General features: G+C 67.5%; 9 protein-coding genes. 2 read left to right on the top strand and 7 right to left on the bottom strand.

Features of this window, described 5'->3' with window-relative positions; all coding sequences use genetic code 11:
* Nucleotides 1-142: 142 nt before the first annotated feature.
* Together ABE957_RS08670 and dctP are read right to left on the bottom strand one after the other, a co-directional pair.
* On the bottom strand, nt 143-2,341 hold the full coding sequence (locus ABE957_RS08670) for a TRAP transporter large permease subunit (RefSeq protein ID WP_349758266.1): 2,199 nt from the start codon (nt 2,339-2,341) through the stop codon (nt 143-145).
* Between the two features lie 146 nt (nt 2,342-2,487).
* Entirely contained in the window at nt 2,488-3,651 is a 1,164-nt protein-coding gene (gene dctP / locus ABE957_RS08665) for a TRAP transporter substrate-binding protein DctP (protein WP_349758265.1), read from the bottom strand.
* A gap of 451 nt (nt 3,652-4,102) precedes the next feature.
* Here dctP and ABE957_RS08660 point away from each other — a divergent pair, with 451 nt between their 5' ends.
* Nucleotides 4,103-5,002 carry a DMT family transporter gene (locus ABE957_RS08660; RefSeq protein WP_349758264.1) on the top strand — a complete coding sequence of 300 codons (900 nt, stop codon included), beginning with the start codon at nt 4,103-4,105 and terminating at the stop codon, nt 5,000-5,002.
* 24 nt (nt 5,003-5,026) lie between these two features.
* Here ABE957_RS08660 and gbcB read toward each other — a convergent pair whose 3' ends face one another.
* Nucleotides 5,027-6,133 (bottom strand): glycine betaine monooxygenase reductase subunit, encoded by a 1,107-nt coding sequence (gene gbcB, locus ABE957_RS08655; RefSeq protein WP_349758263.1) that lies wholly within the window; start codon nt 6,131-6,133, stop codon nt 5,027-5,029.
* A gap of 319 nt (nt 6,134-6,452) precedes the next feature.
* Here gbcB and gbca point away from each other — a divergent pair, with 319 nt between their 5' ends.
* A complete protein-coding gene (gbca, locus tag ABE957_RS08650) occupies nt 6,453-7,739 on the top strand; it encodes a glycine betaine monooxygenase oxygenase subunit (protein WP_349758262.1) in 1,287 nt (428 codons plus the stop codon).
* A 107-nt stretch (nt 7,740-7,846) separates the two neighbouring features.
* On the opposite strand, the gene ABE957_RS08645 is transcribed toward gbca, so the two are convergent.
* The 4 genes from ABE957_RS08645 to fdhA form a co-directional block, all read right to left on the bottom strand.
* Nucleotides 7,847-8,086, bottom strand: a complete 240-nt coding sequence (locus tag ABE957_RS08645; RefSeq protein WP_349758261.1) for a hypothetical protein — start codon at nt 8,084-8,086, stop codon at nt 7,847-7,849.
* Between the two features lie 29 nt (nt 8,087-8,115).
* A complete protein-coding gene (gene fdhF / locus ABE957_RS08640; RefSeq protein ID WP_349758260.1) occupies nt 8,116-10,962 on the bottom strand; it encodes a formate dehydrogenase subunit alpha in 2,847 nt (948 codons plus the stop codon).
* Between the two features lie 11 nt (nt 10,963-10,973).
* Nucleotides 10,974-12,692, bottom strand: a complete 1,719-nt coding sequence (locus ABE957_RS08635) for an NADH-ubiquinone oxidoreductase-F iron-sulfur binding region domain-containing protein (RefSeq protein ID WP_349758259.1) — start codon at nt 12,690-12,692, stop codon at nt 10,974-10,976.
* Nucleotides 12,693-12,939: 247 nt separating this feature from the next.
* Nucleotides 12,940-14,133, bottom strand: a complete 1,194-nt coding sequence (gene fdhA / locus ABE957_RS08630; protein ID WP_349758258.1) for a formaldehyde dehydrogenase, glutathione-independent — start codon at nt 14,131-14,133, stop codon at nt 12,940-12,942.
* Nucleotides 14,134-14,166 lie beyond the last annotated feature (33 nt).

The following is a 14,166-nucleotide window of genomic DNA, read 5'->3' as shown; positions in this document are numbered from 1 at the left end:
CCTGAGGATCTTGTGTGTGCCCCCGCTGAGACGAGTGATCGTCCATAGGGTTCAGGTTTGTCGTGTAACGGTTTGAAAAGCGGCGCTCCCCGAGGGGAGCGCCGCATATTGTGGCAGCCGACGACCCCTCGGGTCGACTCGATCAGCCATAGGCCAGGTTGGGCAGCCAGGTGACCAGCGCCGGGAACATTATGACCAGCAGCAGGCCCACCGCCTGGATGCCCAGGAACGGGAAGGAAGACTTGAAGATCTGCCCCATGGTGATGTGCGGCGGGCACACCCCCTTGATGTAGAACAGCGCATAGCCGAACGGCGGGCTGAGGAAGGACATCTGCATGTTCACCAGGTAGATGACGCCGAACCACAGCGAGACATCGGCCGGGTCGACCCCGGGCAGGCCAAACACGCCGGTGAAGCTCAGTCCCTGGATCAGGGGCACGAAGATCGGCACGGCCAGCAGCAGGATGCCGACCCAGTCGAGGAACATGCCCAGCGCCACCAGCAGCACCATCATCAGGGCCAGCACCGCATAGGGACCGAGGCCTGCGCCGGAGATCAGGTCCTGCACGAACTGCTGACCGCCCTGCAGGATGTAGAAGCCGACGAAGATGCTGGCGCCGAAGATGATCCACATCACCATCGCCGAGGCCACCAGGGTGGTCATGCAGGCGGCATGCAGGTTCGGCCAGGTCAGGCGACGATGCATGGCGGCCACGATCAGGGAACCGAAGGTGCCGATGCCGGCCGCCTCCACGGGCGTCGCGATGCCGGTGAAGATGATGCCGAGCACCAGGACCACCAGGATGATCGGCGCCAGCATGTTGCGCAGCAGACGCAGCTTCTCCTTCATGTCGACCCGGTCCTCGACCGGCATCGGAGGCGCCATCTTGACGTTCAGCGTGCCGCGCAGCCAGCAGTAGAAGCCGTACATGAAGGCCAGCAGCAGGCCGGGAATCAGCGAGCCGAGGTAGAGCTCACCCACCGACTGCTGGGCGATGACGCCGTAGATGATCGCCAGGATCGACGGCGGGATCAGGATGCCCAGGGTACCGCCTGCCATGATCGAGCCGATGGCGATCTCCGGGTCGTAGTTGCGCTTGAGCATCGCCGGCAGGGCGATCAGGCCCATGGTCACCACCGCGGCGCCGATGACGCCGACCATGGCGGCCAGCAGGGTGGAGGCGATGACGGTGGCGATGGCCAGGCCCGCCTTGAGGCCGCCCATCCACTTGTAGACGACATCGAACAGCTCCTCGATGATGCCGGCCTTCTCCAGCACCGAGGCCATGAAGATGAACAGCGGGATGGCCGAGAGCTGGTAGTTGGTCATCATCGGGAAGATGCGCGACGGCATCAGGTTCAGCATGGCCTGGTCGCCCACCAGGTAGAGGAAGACCACGCCGAGGCCACCGGTGACGAAGGCCAGCGGCAGGCCCGCCACCAGCACCACCATCAGCGAGCCGAACATCACCAGCGTCAGGGCGCCGATGCCGACGGAGCCGAGGCTGTTCTCGATGCTTCCGGCCAGGCTGTCGTAGTCGGTCACCGCGACGTTGACCATCTCGAAGATCGTCCAGGCCGCCAGCAAGACGGCGATGGTCAGCAGCCCACGGGCAAAGTTTCGGGCGCCCTCGTGGAGGCGCCAGTGATGGCACAACGACTGGAAGTCGCGGACCAGCTGGCCGAAGCCCTGGAACAGCAGCAGCAGGGCCCCGAAGAAGAGCATGAACTTGACCGGGTAGAACTGGATGGCCCACTCGGTGAAGGAGGTCTCGTTGGCGTAGCTGGAGCCGAAGAAGTAAGCATCGCTCACGGACTGGGAGAAGAACTTCCAGCCGGTGACCATCAGCGCGACGGTGAAGATGAAGAAGAACACCGAGGTGGTCAGGTCCAGCGCCGCCCTGTTCAGGGGCCTGGCACGCTGATACAGGATGTCCACGCGGACATGACCGCCCTCGCGCAGGGCATAGGCCCCCGCGATCAGGTACTGCATGCCGAACATCAGGGTCATGGACTCATGCACCCAGTTGGTCGGCGAGTTGAAGGCGTAGCGGACCAGCACCTCGTAGGCGAAGGCGAAGGGAGCGATCAGTGCCCAGTAGGCCACGTAGCGGCCGGAGAACCCGGAAATGCGGTCGACGATGGCAGTGAACAGGTTGCCGGGAGGCTGGTAGCCAATCTCGACCTCCTCGCCGGCGGGCACCTCGGCGGTGTCACCGCCGTCGATGTGACCTCCTCGCCGGAAGCTGCGGTCGACGAAGAACATCACCACCAGCGGCAGCAACAGCAGCACCGACCAGTAGAGCCAGTGCGGCAGCACGAAATCTATCTCAAAATTCATGGATACTCCTCCGCGACACCATCACCTCCCGGCGATGGCAACGGAACATCGAGTCGACGGGATGCGGGATCAGTAGTGGTCACTCTACCCAAGCCGGGTGCTGCGGCCCGCAGGCAACAGCACCCGGCATGGTGGAGCAGGTCAGGTTACAGGTTGAGCTCGTAGTCCTTGATGTCTTCCGGTGTGATCAGCGCCACCGCCGGGTCCATCATGGTGTCGAGGTGAGCCTTGAAGAGCCGCGCGGCGTCAGGATCCTTGTTGGCCCACTTGAACCACAGCGGCACGGCGACCTCGCGGAAGCGGTCGGCATCGTTCTCGGTGAGGTGGATGATCTCGACGCCCTTCTCGCGGTACTTCGGCCAGGCCTCGGCGTTGGCCTTCTGGATCGCCGCGTAGTGCTCGCGGGAGTAGGCGGCCACCAGGTCGTGCATGAGGTCCTGGGTCTGGGTCGACATGCGCTCGAACACGCGGCGGTTGACCGAGATGTCCATCAGGTCGACGGCCTGGTGCAGGCAGGGCGTGGAGGGCGGGCCCATGATGATGTAGTCCGCGACCTGCCAGAAGCCCAGCTCGTAGTTGTTGGCTGCACCGGTGTAGTCGGCCGCGTCGATGGTGCCCTTCTCCAGGGCCGGATAGACCTCGGAGCCCGGCAGCAGGGTGGTACGCGCGCCGGCGGCGGCGAAGGTCTCGGCCACGATCCCGCCCGGCATGCGAAGCTTGACGCCCTTGAAGTCGTCGAAGCTGCGCAGCGGCTTCTTGGAGTGGATCAGGTTCATGTCGTGGTGGACATAGCCCAGCAGTTCCTGACCCTGCTTGCGGTACAGGTCCTTGGCGAGGTCGAAGCCGCCGTAGGCGCCGAACATGATGTCCCACTGGTGGGGCAGCGACAGGCCCATCGGGTAGGCGGTCAGGAACACGCCGGCCGGCATCTTGCCGGGCCAGTAGACGGTGAACCAGTTCTGGCCGTCGAGCACGCCGTTGCGCACGGCATCGGCGACCTCGAAGGCACCGGCCACGGCACCCGCCGGGAAGGGCTCGATGGTCACCTCGCCGCTGGTGGCCTCGCCCACGCCCGCGGCCCACTTCTCGAAGATGCGATAGCCGGGGGTGCCCGGCGGCCAGGATGACTGCATGCGAATGTTGATACCTGACTGGGCCTGGACGTTGCCGATCCAGGGGGCGGCGACGGCGGCGGCGGAGCCGACCGCGGCGGCCTTCAGGAAGTTGCGGCGATTGGGGGTCTTGAACGCGTCCTTGACGCCCTGGCTGTCGACGGAGGAGGAAGATGACGGCTGCTTGTCGTCCTGCATGGCATGGACTCCTGATTGGGTGGCCCGCTCATACCAGCGAGCGTCGGCCGGATCTTGTTGTTGTCGTCCCTGGGCCTTCGAGGGGCGGCCGGCGATCCGTGGATCGTCCGGCAGGCCGGTCTCACCGTCCCGGTGGACCTTGAGGATAGACCTGATGCGTCTTGAGAAGAGGACGCTGATATGAAAACGTCTTCCCTCGCGAAAGCTAGCGAAACGGCCGCTCATAGCCAATACGGCAATTCAACGCAACCCGACCGGTTTTACTGGTCAGACCAGCGGTCAATAAGGGGCAATCACCTGTTGGCACTGGTAAAACTCTGGTCTGACCAATTTGCCGGCGGCGCGAGGCCTACGACCAAAGCACGAGCCCTACGGTTGGCGTCCCGCGCCCTGGCCCGGGATGATGCTCACTCCCGCTCACCCTCATCACCACCACCCCGGACGATCTTTCATGACATCGGAACGTCACCGCCAGGCAGCGCTGGCTGCCATGCCCATCCTCTTCGTGGCGCTGTGGAGCACGGGCTTCATCGGCGCCAAGTTCGGCCTGCCCCACGCCGAGCCCTTCACCTTCCTGTTCGTGCGCTGCGTGCTGACCCTGATGCTGCTGGTGCCGCTGATCCTGCTGATGCGGGCCGACTGGCCGCGGGGGCCACGGCTGTGGGGCCACATCGCGATCTCGGGGCTGCTGGTGCACGGCGCCTACCTGGGGGGCGTCTTCTACGGCATCTACCAGGGCATGCCGGCGGGCCTGACGGCCCTGCTGGTGGGACTCCAGCCGCTGCTCACCGCGGCGCTGGCCGGCCCGCTGTTGAACGAGCGGCTGGGCAAGGTGCAGTGGCTGGGGCTGGTGATGGGCCTGGTCGGCATCGCCCTGGTGCTGGGCGGCAAGCTCGACCCGGGCGAGACGCTGTTCCAGGGCTTCGGCATCGGCGCCCTGGCCAGCGTCCTGGTGGCGCTGGCGGGCATCTCGCTGGGCACGCTCTACCAGAAGCGCTACTGCACCGGCATGCCACTGCTCTCCGGTACCGTGGTGCAGTACCTGGCCACCAGCGCGCTGGTGGGGCTTGGCGCGCTGCTGTTCGAGACGCGGGAGATCGAGTGGACCCCGACCTTCATGCTGACCCTGGGCTGGCTGGTACTGGTGCTGTCGATCAGCGCCATCCTGCTGTTGATGGCGCTGATTCGACGCGGCGAGGCCTCGCGGGTGGCGAGCCTCTTCTACCTGGTGCCGCCGGTGACCGCCCTGGAGGCGTGGTGGCTGTTCGACGAGCGCCTGCCGCCGCTGTCGCTTATCGGCATGGCCATCGCCATCGCCGGGGTGGTGCTGGTGGTGCGGGGACGCCGCTAGGGAGGCGCCCCGCGGCCGGGGAGATCAGTACTCCACCACCACGTCACCCACCGGCTTGCTGCAGCAGGAAAGGATATAGCCCTCGGCGACGTCATCGTCGGTGATGCCGCCGTTGTGGTCCATCTCGACCTGTCCGGAACGCAGCGGGACTCGGCAGGTGCCGCAGATGCCCATGCCACAGGCCTTGGGGATGTGCAGCCCCAGCTTGGCGGCGGCGGTGTGGACCGTCTCGCCAGGCTGGATACGCACGCTCTTGCCGGAGCTGCTGAACTCGACGCTGAGCATGTCGGCGGCGTCGAGTTCATCGGCCGCGGCCTCGGCCTGTTCGACGTGCTCGATCACCTCCTCCTGGACATCCAGCGGCGTGGCACCGAAGGACTCCTCATGGTAGCGGCTCATGTCGAAGCCGTTTTCCTTGAGCAGGTGCTTCACCGCATTCATGTAAGGCGTCGGGCCGCAGCAGAAGATCTCGCGGTCCATGAAGTCCGGCGCCATCAGCTCCAGCATCGGCTGGCTGAGATAGCCCCGGAAGCCCGACCAGGCCTCCCCCAGCTCGTCGCTGCGCTCGCAGACGATATGCAGCTTGAACTCGGGAATCCGCGAGAAGATGTGGTCCAGCTCGCGATGGAAGATCACGTCCCGGGGCGTGCGGGCACTGTGCACGAACTCCACGTTCACGGCGGCGTTGGTATCGAACAGCCAGCGCATCATCGACATCAGCGGCGTGATACCGACCCCCCCGGAGAGCATCAGCACCTTCTCGGCGGGATAGTCGATGATGTTGAAGTTGCCCACCGGGCCGTGCACCGCCAGTTCGTCGTTGACCTTGAGGTTGTCATGCAGCCAGTTGGAGACCTGGCCGCCCGGCATGCGCTTGACGGTGATCGAGAAACTGTAGGGCACCGACGGCGAACTGGAGATGGTGTAGGAGCGCATGATCGGCTGGCCGTCGATCTCCAGCTCCAGGGTCACGAACTGTCCCGGCTTGAAGAAGAACATGACCGGCTGCTCGGCCATGAAGCAGAAGGTACGGGTATCCGGGGTCTCCAGGATCACCTTGACGCAACGCACCAGGTGACGACCGTTGGTCCAGGTCTGGGTAGTGACGGGGTTCAGGAAGCTCATTGTCATGTTCTTGTCGCCTGGGCTGCAGCATGAAGGTCTCCGACCGCGGTGCCACCGCCTGCCGTTGAACGAATTCTGCGCACCCCCGCCGCCTGCCACTTGCCTGTCTGCGACATGGGCATACCCACCAGGTCCAGCCCCGGCACTTTTCGTTGCCCCCTCGTCGCTTCTGCATCATACCGCGTCGTCAGCAGACAACCGCCCCGGGGGGCGCTGTTACACACTCGCCTCACCCGCCACGGCTCTCCCGATGGGCGGTCCCGTACTCGGCAGTATCGAACAATTCCAACGCCGCCGCGGCGGCCCTGCAAGAGGATGTGCCTTCATGGACCCGCTGTCTTCCGCTCGTCTGGATGATCCCCTGACCCCGGCCCGCGAGGCCACGGTGGAAATGCTGCAGCAGCGTCGTCGCCACTACTCGCTGCCCCAGCCCTTTTACAATGACGAGCGGCTGTTCCACCTGGACATGCAGGAGATCTTCGAGAAGGAGTGGCTGTTCGCCGGCATGACCTGCGAGATCCCCGCCAAGGGCAACTTCATCACCCTCGAGGTGGGCGACAACCCGGTGGTGATCGTGCGCGGCAACGATGGTGAGGTGCACGCCTTCCACAACGTCTGCCGGCACCGCGGTTCACGGCTGTGCGTCACCGACAAGGGCAAGGTGGCCAAGCTGGTCTGCCCCTACCACCAGTGGACCTACGAGCTGGACGGCCGCCTGCTGTTCGCCGGCGCCGACATGGGCCAGGAGTTCGATCTCGCTGCCCACGGCCTCAAGCCGGTTCACGTGCGTACCGGCGGCGGCTTCATCTTCGTCAGCCTGGCCGACGAGGCCCCGGAGATCGACGGCTTGCTCGAGACGCTGGATCACTACCTGGCCCCCTACGACATGGCGAACCTCAAGGTCGCCGTGGAGTCCAGCATCGTCGAGCAGGCCAACTGGAAGCTGGTGATCGAGAACAACCGCGAGTGCTACCACTGCAACGGCGCCCACCCGGAACTGCTCAACTCCCTGCAGGAGTTCGACGACACCGACGACCCCCGCGCCACCCCGGCCTACAAGGCGCTGGTCGCGCGCAAGCAGGCCGACTGGGAAGCCCAGGGCGTGCCCTTCACCCTCACCCGCCTCGAGCGTCGCAACCGCCTGACCCGCACCCCGCTGCTGGACGGCGCGGTGTCGATGACCATGGACGGCAAGCAGGCCTGCCGGAAGCTGCTGGGCAACCTCGAGAGCGCCGATCTGGGCTCGCTGCGCATCCTGCACCTGCCCAACTCCTGGAACCACTTCATGGGCGACCATGCCGTGGTGTTCCGAGTCATGCCCCTCGGCCCCCAGCGGACCGTGGTGACCACCAAGTGGCTGGTCCACAAGGACGCCGTGGAAGGGGTCGATTATGATCCCGACCGGATGCGCAGGGTGTGGGACGCCACCAATGACCAGGACCGGCGCCTCGCCGAAGAGAATCAGCGCGGCATCAACTCCAAGGGCTACGAGCCGGGCCCCTACTCCGAGACCTTCGAGTTCGGCGTCATCGACTTCATCGACTGGTACAGCGAGCGCATGCTGGAGAACCTGGGCCACACCGCGCCGCAGCTGCGCCTCGCCCAGGGCTGAGTCGCCGTCCGCTCCCACGCAAAAGGCCCCGCCATTGAACTGCACCCCGAAAGTTGGACCCGAGCCGCCCCGCCCGCGGGGCGGGCGGGGCCGGGCGGAACCTAAGCTCAGCGCAGGCCGGGCAGCAGGAAGCGCTCGATCGCGGCGCGCACCGACGGCAGCATGACATCGGTGCGCGCCATCAGCTCGCGCACCAGGTCCTGCAGGCCCGGCACCCCGACCTCCATGTGCTTGAGCCGCGCCATGCGCGCACAGGTCTCGGGACAGGCCCCCTCCGGGATGCGGATGCCCAGGGCGACCAGCCGGTCGCGGAAGTCATCCCCATCGATGAGGTCGACGATCATCATGGTGGTCTCCTCTCTTGTCCGTGCCGCCTTCAGATCAGCGCCTCGACCGCCGCCGGCGCCAGCCGGCAGGCGGCATACTTGAACTCGGGAATCTTGCCGTAGGGGTCCAGCGCCGGGTTGGTCAGCACGTTGGCCGCCGCCTCGGCGTAGCAGAAGGGCACGAACACCATGCCCTCCGCCATCCCCGGATCGACGCGAGTCCGGAGCGTGATCTCGCCCCGCCGGGTGGTGATGCTCACCGACTCGCCGGGGGCGAGACCGAGACGCCGCAGCTCGCCCGGGGCCAGGCTCGCCACGGCCTCGGGTTCCAGGTCATCGAGGACCCGGGCACGCCGCGTCATCGACCCGGTATGCCAGTGCTCGAGCTGGCGACCGGTGGTCAGCACGGTGGGGTAATCGCGGTCGACCGGCTCGTCCGGGGGCAGCGGCAGGGTCGGCGAGAACTTCGCCTTCCCCGAGGCCGTGGGGAAGGCCTCGCTGAACACCACGTCGGCCCCCGGGGCGTCGTCCGCCGGACAGGGGTAGGTCACCGACTGCTCGCGCTCGAGGCGTTCCCAGGTGATGTGATCGAGGGACGGCATGCCGCGCGTCATCTCGGCGAAGACCGCCCGAGGATGGTCGTAGTCCCAGGCCAGGCCGAAGCGCCGGGCGATCTCCTGGATGATCCACCAGTCGGGCCTGGCCTCGCCGGGCAAGGGCATGGCCTGTCGACCCAGCTGCACCTGACGGTTGGTGTTGGTCACGCTGCCGTCCTTCTCCGGCCAGGCCGAGGCCGGCAGGATGACGTCGGCGAACTGGGCCGTCTCGGTGACGAAGAGATCCTGCACCACCAGGTGCTCGAGACGGGCCAGCGAGGCCCGGGCATGTGCCAGGTCCGGGTCGGACATGGCCGGGTTCTCGCCGAGGATGTACATCCCCTTGATGGTGCCTGCGGCGATGGCGTCCATGATCTCGACCACGGTGAGGCCCGGCCGCTCCTCCAGCGAGGTAGCCCACAACTCCTCGAAGGCGGCGCGCACCTGGGCGTCGCCCACCGGCTGGTAGTCCGGCAGGACCATCGGGATCATGCCCGCATCCGAGGCACCCTGGACGTTGTTCTGGCCACGCAGCGGGTGAAGCCCGGTGCCGGGCCGGCCGGTGTGGCCGCAGGCCAGGGCCAGGGAGATCAGGCAGCGGGCGTTGTCGGTGCCATGGACGTGCTGGGAGATGCCCATGCCCCAGAAGATCATGGCGCGCTCGGCGTTGGCATATTCCCGGGCCACCTCGCGGATCGCCTCGGCGGGCACGCCGCAGCTCTCTGCCATGGCCTCAGGCGTCAGGTCGCGGACGTGCTCCTTGAGCGCCTCGAAGCCTTCGGTGTGCTCGCGGATGTAGGCCTCGTCATAGAGCTCCTCGGTCACGATCACGTTGAGCATGGCATTGAATAGCGCCACGTCGGCCCCCGGGGTGAAGCGCAGGGTCTGGTGGGCATAGGCACCCAGCGCCTGGCCCCGGGGATCGATGATGATGATCCGGGTCCCCTGCTTGGCGGCCTGCTTGAAGAAGGTCGCCGCCACCGGATGGTTCACCGCCGGGTTGCAGCCGGTGAGGATCACCACGTCGGCCTCGAGGGCCTGCATGAAGGAGGCGGTCACGGCGCCGGAGCCGATGCACTCCATCAGCGCGGCCACCGAACTGGCGTGGCACAGCCGGGTGCAGTGATCGACGTGGTTGGAGCCGAAGCCGGTGCGCACCAGCTTCTGGAACAGCCAGGCCTCCTCGTTGGAGCACTTGGCGCTGCCGAAGCCGGCGAGGGCGTCGGGGCCATGGGCCGCCTTCAGGTCGACGAGCCCCTTGGCCGCCAGATCCAGGGCCTCGTCCCAGCTCGCCTCGCGGAAGTGAGTGGTCCGAGCGGCCGGATCGAAGGCCGGGTCGAGCCCCTTGGGCACCCCGGGCTTGCGGATCAGCGGGGTGGTCAGCCGCGAGGGATGGCGCGGGTAGTCGAAGCCGAAGCGCCCCTTGACGCACAGCCGGTTGTGGTTGGAGGGCCCGTCACGGCCGGAGACGTGCAGGATCTCCTCGTCCTTGATGTGGTAGGTGAGCTGACAGCCCACCCCACAGTAGGGACACACCGAATCGACCTGGCGGTCGGCAGCAGCTGAGTCGCCGCGCCCCACCTCGTCAACCAGGGTGGCCGGCATCAGGGCGCCCGTGGGGCAGGCCTGGACACACTCGCCGCAGGCCACACAGGTGCTGTCGCCCATGGGGTCGTCGAAATCGAAGACGATCTTCGACGCCGCCCCACGGTTTGCCAGGCCGATGACGTCGTTGACCTGGACCTCGCGACAGGCCCGCACGCAGAGGTTGCACTCGATGCAGGCATCGAGATTGACGGCCATCGCCGAGTGGGAGCGGTCATGCACCGGCGAGGCGGCCCGGTCGGGGACGTGATGGACGGTGGGCGCCTCACGCTCCTCCCGCCGCGGCAGCCACTGGCGCACGGCGTCGACATCGATGGCAAGCTGGTCGGCCATGTCCCAGAAGTGGCTCGAGCGGTCGGGACCGGCCTCGCGGTCCGGCTGGTCGGCGACCAGCAGCTCCATCACGCCCTCCCGGGCGGTGCGGGCCCGCTCCGAGGAGGCACTCTTGACCACCATGCCGGGACGCGCCTCGCGCAGGCAGCTGGCGGCCAGGGCGCGCTCGCCCTCGACCTCCACCATGCAGGCCCGGCAATTGCCGTCGGCCCGGTAGCCGTAGGCGTCCTTGAAGCACAGGTGCGGGATGGTCTCGCCGGCCCGCTTGGCCACCTGCCAGAGGGTCTCCCCGGGCTGGGCGCTGACGTCCACGCCGTCCAGGGTCAGGGTAAAGCTTTCGTTAACGCCTTGGTGGGTCGTCATGGTGTCTCTCCCTACCCTTTCACGATCACGTTCTGCGCAGCGAGCTCGTCGCGGAAGTCCCGGAGCAGTCCCAGCACCGGGTTCGGCGCGGCCTGACCGAGGCCGCAGATCGAGGCGTCCATCATCACCCGGGAGAGCCGCTCGAGGTCCGCGGCCTGCCAGGTGTCACCCTCGAGCAGGGTCAGCATCTTCTCGGTGCCCACCCGGCAGGGCGTGCACTGGCCGCAGGACTCGTCGGCGAAGAAGGCCAGCAGGTTGGTGGCGGCGGCGCGCAGGTCGTCCTGGTCGGAGAGCACGATGATGGCCGCCGAGCCGATGAAGCAGCCCTCGGCCTGCAAGGTATCGAAGTCGAGGGGAATATCCGCCTTGGAGGCCGGCAGGATGCCGCCGGAGGCGCCGCCGGGCAGGTAGGCGGCCAGGGTGTGGCCCTCGGGCATGCCGTCGCAGTACTCCTCGATCAGCTCGCCCAGGGTGATGCCCGCCGGGGCCAGGTGGACGCCGGGGCGCTTGACCCGGCCGGAGACCGAGAGGCTGCGCAGCCCCTTGCGCCCGTGGCGTCCCTGGTCGGCGAACCAGGCCGCGCCGCGGGCCCAGATCGTCGGGATCCAGTAGACGGTCTCGACATTGTTGACCAGGGTCGGGCGGTCGAAGAGCCCGCGCTGGGCGACGAAGGGCGGACGATGCCGGGGCTTGCCCGGCTTGCCCTCCAGCGATTCGATCATCGCCGACTCCTCGCCGCAGATGTAGGCCCCGGCGCCGCGGCGCATCACGATGTAGCCCGGTGCGACCAGGCCGGCGGCCTCCAGCTCGGCGATCGCCTCGTGGAGCACCCGGTGCAGGCCGGGATACTCGTCGCGCAGGTAGAGGTAGAGCGCCTCGGCCTCCACCGCCCAGGCGCTGACCAGGGCGCCCTCCAGGAAACGATGGGGCTCGCGCTCCAGGTAGTGGCGGTCCTTGAAGGTGCCGGGCTCGCCCTCGTCGGCATTGATCGCGCAGTAGCGCGGCCCCGCCTCGGCGCGCACGAAGTGCCACTTCTTGAAGGTCGGGAAGCCGGCGCCGCCCAGGCCGCGCAGGTTGGCGGCCTCCAGGGTCTGCATCAGGCGCTCCACGCTCACCTTGCCGGCCCGGCAGTCGGCCAGCAGGCGATAGCCGCCGGCCTCCCGGTAGGCCTCGATCCGCTGCCAGAGGATCGCCTCGGGATGGAAGTGGCCGGTATCCACCACCGCCTCCACCGCCTCCTGGGTGGCGTGGCTGACATGGCGATGACCCACCTCGACCACCGGGGCCACATCGCAGCGGCCCATGCAGGGCGCTCGCAGCACGCGGACCCGCGCCGGGTCGGCGCCGGCCTCGAGGGCGTCCTGGAGGCTGGCGGCGCCGGCCAGCTGGCAGGACAGCGAGTCGCAGACGCGCACGGTGATCGCCGGCGGCGGGGCCTGGTCGTCGTGGACCACATCGAAGTGAGCATAGAAGGTGGCGGTCTCGTAGACCGCCGCCATCGGCAGGTTCATGTAGGCGGCCAAGGCGCGCAGGTCGGCCAGCGAGAGGTGCCCGCGGGCGTCCTGGAGCACATGCAGGTGCTCGATGAGAAGGTCGCGACGAGCGAGCTCGGGGCGCTCGCGCTCGTCACCCAACAGCCGCCGCAGCGCGTCGAGCGTGGCGGGGTCGAGCTCACGGCCGCGGGGCTTGCCGCGAAAGCGGCGCTTGGGGGTCACGGTCTGGACGGTCATGGGACACTCGTTGTGATCTTTATCGGCATGCTAGTCGCATGTTGGCACCACGCCTCGGGGCTGACAACGCCGGGAGGCGCTACCGGCACCGCCACTGGCATGCCGATGTCGCCATCGGCTAGGCAGGGGCGTGAAAAGGCGACGGCGCCCCCGTGAGGACGCCGTCGCTGGGCCGGGCGGCACGATCAGGCGGCGACGCTGCCGTGCGGGTCGATACCCCCGAATCGGCTCGCCGCGCCGCCCTTTATCAAGCAGCCACGCTGCCGTGGGGGTCGATGACGAATTTCTTGGCCGCCCCGCCGTCGAAGTCGGCGTAGCCCTTGGGCGCCTCGTCCAGGGTGATCATCTGGACGTTGACCGCATCGGCGATGTTGACCTTGCCGAACAGAATCGCCTGCATCAGCGGCCGGTGGTACTTCATCACCGGGCACTGGCCGGTATGGAAGCTGTGGGACTTGGCCCAGCCGAGCCCGAAACGCATGCTCAGCGCCCCCTGCTTGGCCGCCTCGTCGGCCGCGCCCGGGTCCTCGGTCACGTAGAGCCCCGGGATGCCGATCTGGCCGCCGGCGCGGGTCAGCGACATGGCGGAGTTGAGCACTGTCGCCGGCGCCTCCTTGCCGTGGTTGCAGCCGCAGGCGTGAGCCTCGAAGCCGACGCAGTCGACGAAGGCATCGACCTCGCGCTCGCCGAGGATCACCTCGATCCTGTCGGCCATGTCGCCGTCCTGGGTCAGGTCGAGGGTCTCGCAGCCGAAGCTGCGGGCCTGGGCCAGGCGCTCCTCGATCATGTCACCGACGATCACGCAGGCCGCCCCCAGCAGCTGGGCGGACACGGCCGCGGCGAGGCCGACGGGGCCGGCCCCGGCGATGTAGACGGTGGAGCCCGGCCCGACACCGGCGGTGACGCAGCCATGGAAGCCGGTGGGGAAGATGTCCGACAGCAGGGTCAGGTCCTTGATCTTCTCCATGGCCTGGTCGGCGTCCGGGAACTTCAGCAGGTTGAAGTCGGCATAGGGGACCATGACGTACTCGGTCTGGCCGCCGACCCAGCCGCCCATGTCGACGTAGCCGTAAGCGGCGCCGGGACGCGATGGGTTGACGTTGAGGCAGATGCCGGTCCTGCCTTCCTTGCAGTTGCGACAGCGGCCGCAGGCGATGTTGAACGGCACCGAGACCAGGTCGCCCGGGGTGAGGAATTCGACGTCGCGCCCGCACTCGACCACCAGGCCGGTGATCTCGTGGCCCAGGACCAGCCCGGAGGGCGCGGTGGTGCGGCCACGCACCATGTGCTGGTCGCTGCCGCAGATGTTGGTGGTGACGACCTTGAGGATCACGCCGTGCTCGCACTTGCGGTTGCCCAGGGCGAGTTCCGGATAGGCGATGGATTCGACGGCGACCTCTCCCGGGCCCTTGTAGACGACGCCGCGGTTGGCTGTGCTCATGGCTGGCTTCCTTCGATGTTGTTGTTGGGGGCG

It is taken from the genome of Halomonas pelophila (assembly GCF_040196315.1).
In the GTDB taxonomy this organism is placed as follows: Bacteria; Pseudomonadota; Gammaproteobacteria; order Pseudomonadales; family Halomonadaceae; genus Halomonas; species Halomonas pelophila.
This window is presented reverse-complemented; position numbering and strand designations above follow the sequence as displayed.